This window comes from Bdellovibrionales bacterium (assembly GCA_018266295.1).
Classification (GTDB): Bacteria; Bdellovibrionota; Bdellovibrionia; order Bdellovibrionales; family Bdellovibrionaceae; genus JACMRP01.
Genome location: JAFEAQ010000007.1, coordinates 1 through 6,868 on the forward strand (window position 1 = coordinate 1; position 6,868 = coordinate 6,868).

General features: G+C 52.3%; 1 protein-coding gene. It reads left to right on the forward strand.

All coding sequences use genetic code 11. The annotated features are described in order from the left end of the window. Window positions 1-2,194: 2,194 nt before the first annotated feature. Window positions 2,195-6,619, forward strand: coding sequence for an endonuclease/exonuclease/phosphatase family protein (locus JSU04_05985; protein MBS1969835.1), 4,425 nt, complete (start codon window positions 2,195-2,197; stop codon window positions 6,617-6,619). Window positions 6,620-6,868: the final 249 nt, after the last annotated feature.

The following is a 6,868-nucleotide window of genomic DNA, read 5'->3' on the forward strand; positions in this document are numbered from 1 at the left end:
GGAAGGGGTCGCTGGGCGACAGAGGGCCCCTCTGATAAATTTTTGTTTAAGCTCTCAAGACCCTTTCCTTTGCCGGGCGATGGACTGTAGCCTGCACGTGGTGCCTGGTGCACCAGGAGGAGTGGCTTTTCGGAGTGAGGATCTCCGATTAGCTGCCTCCTGGCTAAGTACGTCCGCCGGAGTGGGCAACCCCCATGAAGGCGGGCGTACTATGAGTCCATCCTCGGCCATAAAAGGAAAGGCCAACCATTTATGTCCATCTACGCCGACTGACACAGCCCACCAGGACCGGGCACCGTCCCTTGCGGATGGTTTGCCCGAAGGCAACAACTTCGATATACAAGACGACACCGCTCCACGCTCAACCGTCCGCTCACTATTCGCCCATCAAGGCAGCCGAGTACCCTGCGAGTGTCCTTTGTACCTAACTCCACGAGACGATACAACAACACGATCCCCCCAGCAACGCCCCACCATGGCCCACTTCGTGGAACCAGCTTTGGCTCAACCAAGCTGCGTTTTGATGATGTCCACTAAGAACAACAACCCTTACACCGACAGTTACGCTGGCATCAGCTTTGATACACCAATCCCCCACGGAACTCCACCCCAGGACGATAGGAGAGGATCATCACCGTCGCTCGACCCACCAAGCCCTATTCCGCTCACAACGGAGTCGGTTTCGGTACCGCGCGATGACTGGTGGCCCTCGCCCTTATCAGCATTCACCGACTTCAATCGCAACAAAGATGCGCAACCACAGTCCCCAGAGGACAAACCACGCGAGACAGTAGCACACAAACTCCAAGAACGAAGCCCAGAAGCAACGGATCCCTCAACCGAGAAAGATCCGTCAAAGAAGCCACGAGGTTTATTGGACGAAGAACTTACACTACAAAGCGATCAGCAGAGAGGGAGAAAGCGCCCTCGATGTGATTACAAGCTCACCGCCGAGGAGACGTTTGAACGCCCGCTCAAACGACTCAGACCTTGCCGATTTCATCTCCAACCCTTTCACCGAGAAGTCACAGCTTCACAGAAGAAGGAATCCCCGCCACGCCCCCCACCCCCAAAGGTACAGACCGTGCCCCAAGGGCCCAAGCTGCAACGGGAACGAATCGCTCCTCTCAAGTCGCTCCCCAGAAGAGGCCAGCTGATCAGTGATATTTGGTGCCTTACCCGCCCCTACTTTAATCCTTTTCGAGAACGGCCAATTTCGCCACCGCGCCGCATTCAGCCCCCTCCGACACAATGCCTCGGCCCCCCTCTGTACGATGGGTTGCCTACGCAAAGCAATTACAGAGCTGAATCGCCATCTTTGTATCCACTCTTACTACTTCAAGGTATGGAAAAGAAAGATACCCATCAAGTTTCCCCACCGCGAGCTAGGAACGCCCCACAGACCCCCCCACGTACATCAATGCCCCTCCCTTCGTCGTGGCAATCACGACAGAGAGATGAGACGCACACGGAGAGGGGATACACCTTTTTACCCCCAGCCGCGAAACAACAATTCTACGCTACCGCACGTCGTCAACTTCTTGATGTCGTTGCGGCGGTCCAGAAGTGGAAGAATACATGCTCCCAGTTTTGCTTGTTCGCAAGAAACTGGTCAAAGACACACTCCCCGGAGATACGCAGAATGGCTTGCCGCTTTGTGCACAGTCTTGTCTCCTGCGTCATCGAAGCACTCCGATATGGCACCGTACTGGTTAGACAACTAATCTACTACATCGCAATTCGGGTTCTTTTCGTTGACAAAGGTCCAAAACTACACATCGAGATTTTCGGTAAGATCTGCTATCAAGTGTGTCGAACGGTCAGCAAAGCAACCAAGAAAGGCTACAGAGCGTCCCTCATCCTCGTCTCGAAGACCACTCTCCTTGTGGCATATGGTCTCGTTCGAATTCTACACTGTTTCAAGGCGATCAGGCAACTGATCTGCCTGGCAGGGTGTCTGCAACGAGTCTGCTGCAAGAGTTTGGTGTTCTTGATTTGGTGGGGAAACGCTTTGAGCCGCAGCATGTTTCAACTATGCACTCAGATGCCCAATTGGCACATCCCCCAAGTTCACAGTGCCCCACCGTACCCCATCACACCCTGGAAGACCGTTGACCGAAGGTCCAGGCCACTACGACCTGAACTAACAGTCGACGACGGACTGGAGCTGCTGGAGTATGCGTCACGCCTTTACATGGAATGCAATCCGGAACGACCTCTCCTCCAACCAGCAGTTAGTCCGTTCCATGATTCGCAACCCGTCATGCACTTTTTGCCCGCCCTTGATGAAGACCTGTTGCAACCGCCCATGAGACCCTTCGTAGAACCACCCCCAGAACTGCCGGAACAAGCTGGAGAGCAGATACATGTTCTCCGCGAAAACCCACCACTAGCTGACGCAGAAGAGGAAGCAGCCATTGCACCCGCAGAAAACCCCCGCGATGCTCGAGAGGATTCACGATCGAAACGAATTGACAAAACCACTTCGTTGAAGATTGCCACTCTCAACATTCGAGGCTCCGGCGGCGCAGAAGGAACGTTTACCGGACTTGTAGATTACTTGTCTACATGGAAGGTAGATGTATGCGTCCTCACCGAGACACGGAATGTCGACCTAGACATCCGTATCACAGCACAAGACAAAAGCAAGTGGAGGTTACAGACCAAAGCAGACCCAACGCTCACTGCTGATGCACGCGGTGTTGGATTACTGTGCCGTGACTCCTTGACTATCGCTGACAAGAAGACATGGTCCAAGTGGAAGATTGAGGAGCTATGCTTCCTATCCCGAAGACTTCTCTATTTCGACGTTTCCAACCCAGATCAGTCCTTCCGCATCGTTGGTGCGTATGGGCCGACTCTTGGTGGGGATCTCGGGATGGAGGATGTCGACGGTTTCTTTCAGCTGCTTGCAGAAAACGTTCCACAGGACAAGAAGGTGCTGGTTCTCGGAGATCTCAACGCCCATATTCGCTTGACAGAACCAACTCCGGAGCGACCTACTCGAGTGACACGAACGAGTCAATCAGGTAGGAGACTCCTTACGCTAATGGAAGCTCAGGAACTCACAAATACGACAACAATGTTCAGACACAGAAAGGGAAAATCACGGTTCACTTGGTTCGGCCCAGGCCATCGAGGACAACAACGTGCTACGCTTGACTACATCCTTTGCAACAATAGGGTGGCAAGGTATCATCTACTTCACAGACAAAGCATTCCAAACGGGATTTCTGACCACCGGTGTCTCACCATCACCTTGATCGGACCACAGCAGAAGCACTGCTGCCGAAACAATTACCGTCGACATGTACGCAGAGAACGGGGTCGTAACCGCACGAACGTCGATCCGCGGAAACGCCCCAACTTCACCCCAGCGTCACCCTCTACATCTGAAGAGGAATGGCAGAAGCTGAAAGAATATTACATTCAGCGTCAAGGAAAGAGAGGAGGATACTACCTGACGCCGTACATTACGGCGGCAACACACGACCTTATTCAAGACCGAATCGCCAAGATGAAGATCAAGAGATCAACGCCAAACGAACACACCATCAAAGCGTTTCAAGTGGCGCGCGCAAAGGCTAAAAAAGCTCTGGCTCACGACAAGAAAGAATGGATTGCACAGACGGCCAAGAAGGCAAACGACCTATTTATGAAAGGTGACATTCATGGCGCCTTTCAAACACTACGTCCGCTTTACAAGGCCAAAGTCAAACCATCGTCGATTCCATCATTTCAACGACTGCAGAACGAAGTGCAAACCTTGCTCCAACTTCCTCACCCATCGCGGGAGATGGAAGCCCGTGAACCTCGATTCGATCGTACCCGCTATCAAAACCCACCTACGGACTCAACGGGTCTGCACGCTGTCTATTACACAGACGGCTCAGCAGTACTCGACGGTACCAAGTGGACCGGTGGGTACGGTGTCTGCCACGTGCTGGAAGAAGGTTCTCGATGGGACCTTGAAAGTACTGGCACACTCGATGGCACCAAGTTTATTGGCTTTCGTGGTCAAGTCCCAGACGAAGCCACCTCTGACCGAGCTGAACTTTACGCAGCAGCAATCGCGCTGCTGGACGCAGTCCAGAAAGAGGTACGAGTCGTTGACGTCTACACGGACTCAGCCTACCTCATCACCATGACCAACCACTTCGAAGCAATATTGGCCAGCGGAGGAGACTCCGTCGTCAATGGCGATTTGCTGTGGTACATTGCCAAGGTCTGTACGCTTACCGGGAAACTGGTCACCTTTCACAAGGTACGTGCACACTCCGGCAACGCCTTCAACGAGCAAGCAGACAAGCTGGCTTCTGAAGGAAGAGTCAGGGGCGACGAGATGGACGGGCGTCGAATGGAAGCGATCTTTGCGGAGCACAGGGATCAAGTCAGGATCTCTGTGAGAGACGAAGCCCCGACAGCGGAAGAAATCGCCGCTGCAGCGATGAAGTTATCGAATCTGAAAGCACCAGGAATGGACAAGATTACGGCTGAGACGATCAAAATCGGCGCGAAGCTTTTCATCGCGCAAAAACTGGACATGGATGAACAGGAGACGAAGGACTACGAAATCTTTCTTCAACTCGTTTCACTCATTGTACGGTGCTGGTCAGACAGTCGTGTCCCGTCGGAGTGGACGCGAACACCAATCACGCTCATTCCAAAACCAGGACAACAAGGGAAGTACAGAGGCATTGCAGTACTGTCGTGCCTATGGAAACTCATCTCACGTATCATCGCTGTTAGACTACGAGCTATCCCACTCCTTCACCTACAACACGGGTTCAGGAGCCGCACGGGTGTGCTTGAAGCAATTGCAACGCATAAACTGTACATCCAGGCCGCGCGATTACGTAACGAGCAGCTTTTCGCTGCGTACATCGATATCTCGCGTGCATACGATTCACTGGACCGACCGAAGCTCTTACAGCTCATCCGGTCCCTTGGAGTAGGGGAGAACATCATCGGTCTTCTACAACACTCGTTCGATGCTGAACAGGCAACGGTACGCCTCGCAGGGGCGTTCTCACGGGTGTTCAAGACGGACCGTGGTGTGAAGCAGGGCGACGTGATTAGTCCCCTCTTGTTCAACATTGTGATGGACGCTATCCTACGCGGTTTCCTGCAGGAATCTGAAGAACTCATTCATTCGCTAACGATCGGTGATCAACAAACAAAACTACTTCCACTGTTCTACGCGGATGACGGAGTATTCTTTGCCAAAGACAGAGTGACCTTGGAGCGACAGATCAACCTGTTCGCGAAATTCTGTGCATTCTACGAATTAGAGATCAACATCAACAAGACGAATGTGTGTGCATTTGACTACCCGGTTCACAGTGTCAACATTTCAGCAGAAGCCAACATCAGGCGCTACCACGCCAGCAGGTTCCACCAAGCCCCCCTGGATGAAATGACATGCGCGTTCTGCAACCATACGATTGTGGTTGCACAACTACCAGACCACTGGGAGACACCAGCATGTAAAGAATTCCAGGTTCCATTCGCGAACCGTACGCATTGGTCGGAGCGAGCTCTCATTGAAGGAAACACTTTGGTGTACTGCCAGGACAACCCTGAAGGACCCCAAGTCACTCACTTCCGAGCTGCGCAACGTATGCAAGATGGGCTGATGGCGGCCCTCGCCCCACGCGATGAACTAGGCCGGGCACTGGTCCACATTGATACCGATCAGAAAATTCCATGCCCTTTTGGGTGCGCAACGACCGGGAACCGTCAACAACTGTGCGGTCACGCTATCTCCGTCCACTCAGATCAAATTTTATTCGTTCCGGTGCTAAAATTCCTACCGAATATGGCACCAAGGCGATGCGACATTTGCGGATGGACCACGGAAAACGAGACCCTACACCGTCGTCACCAACAAGCAGCTTCGTGTGCAAGAAGAGAAGACCAACGACAAAAAGCATTAGAACTTGAAGCGAGAGCCGAAAGCAGAGGTGAGGTTCGACTCAACGGCCACGTCCTCGAGTACGTGAAAGACTTCAAGTACCTTGGTCGTATATTTACGGACAAGGATTCAGACATGGCAACATTCTTCCGCTCTCTCCAAAGCGCACGATTCCGATGGCACCAGCTTGGTGCTTTCCTACGCCAAAATACGCTATCAAACAGGTGCAAGAGACATCTCATCTCAGTGATCATACACTCAGCTCTGCTATTCGGAAGTGAATCGTGGGTGCACGATGCCCGCAAAATTGCCCTACTACGCAGCTTTCAACAACGCATTCTTCGCTCCACCTTCCAAGTCAAAGGAAAATTCACCAACTCAAACCCACCTGAGTATCGGTACCCGTCTCGGCGACACGTCCTGACAACAGCTCACATGACCGATATCAGCTCAATATTTCGCAAACGCCGTTTGGCATTTTTTATTAGAGTTTTGGGGCGCGATCCGTCGTATCTGTATTTGAAGAAGATTGTTACCTCGTTTGAGATTCCTGGCGCCGAAACCAGGCAACGCTGCGACGGTCGTCGCGCGTGGTGGACGGCGCAGCTCCGCATGGATCGGATGGGAGCAGGAGTCCCTGAACGACTGGTCTGCGTCTCCCATTGGGAAACAATCGTCAAGAATGCAGATGACGCGATATTCTAGATTTTTTGTTTCTTAATGGCCCGTTGGGTGCAACAACTTGAAGGTTCTACCTTCTTGGTAAAGCACCCGTAACCGGAAAAAAAAAAAAAAAACAGCAGGTTCTCACAGTTCGTCTGAACCGCTCAGAATGACAGCCAACCTCTCTCGTTTGGGTTCAAAATGAAAAAAAAAAATTGTCTTCAATGCTACTCCTGTGCGTGTCACTTCGCAGTGGATCCGCTCCCATATCAAAAAAATCATTGAAGAAAC

Bases quoted from the DNA above. Each gene is read 5' to 3' on its own strand.
- JSU04_05985 (MBS1969835.1), top strand. From the start codon at position 2,195: ATGGAATGCAATCCGGAACGACCTCTCCTCCAACCAGCAGTTAGTCCG.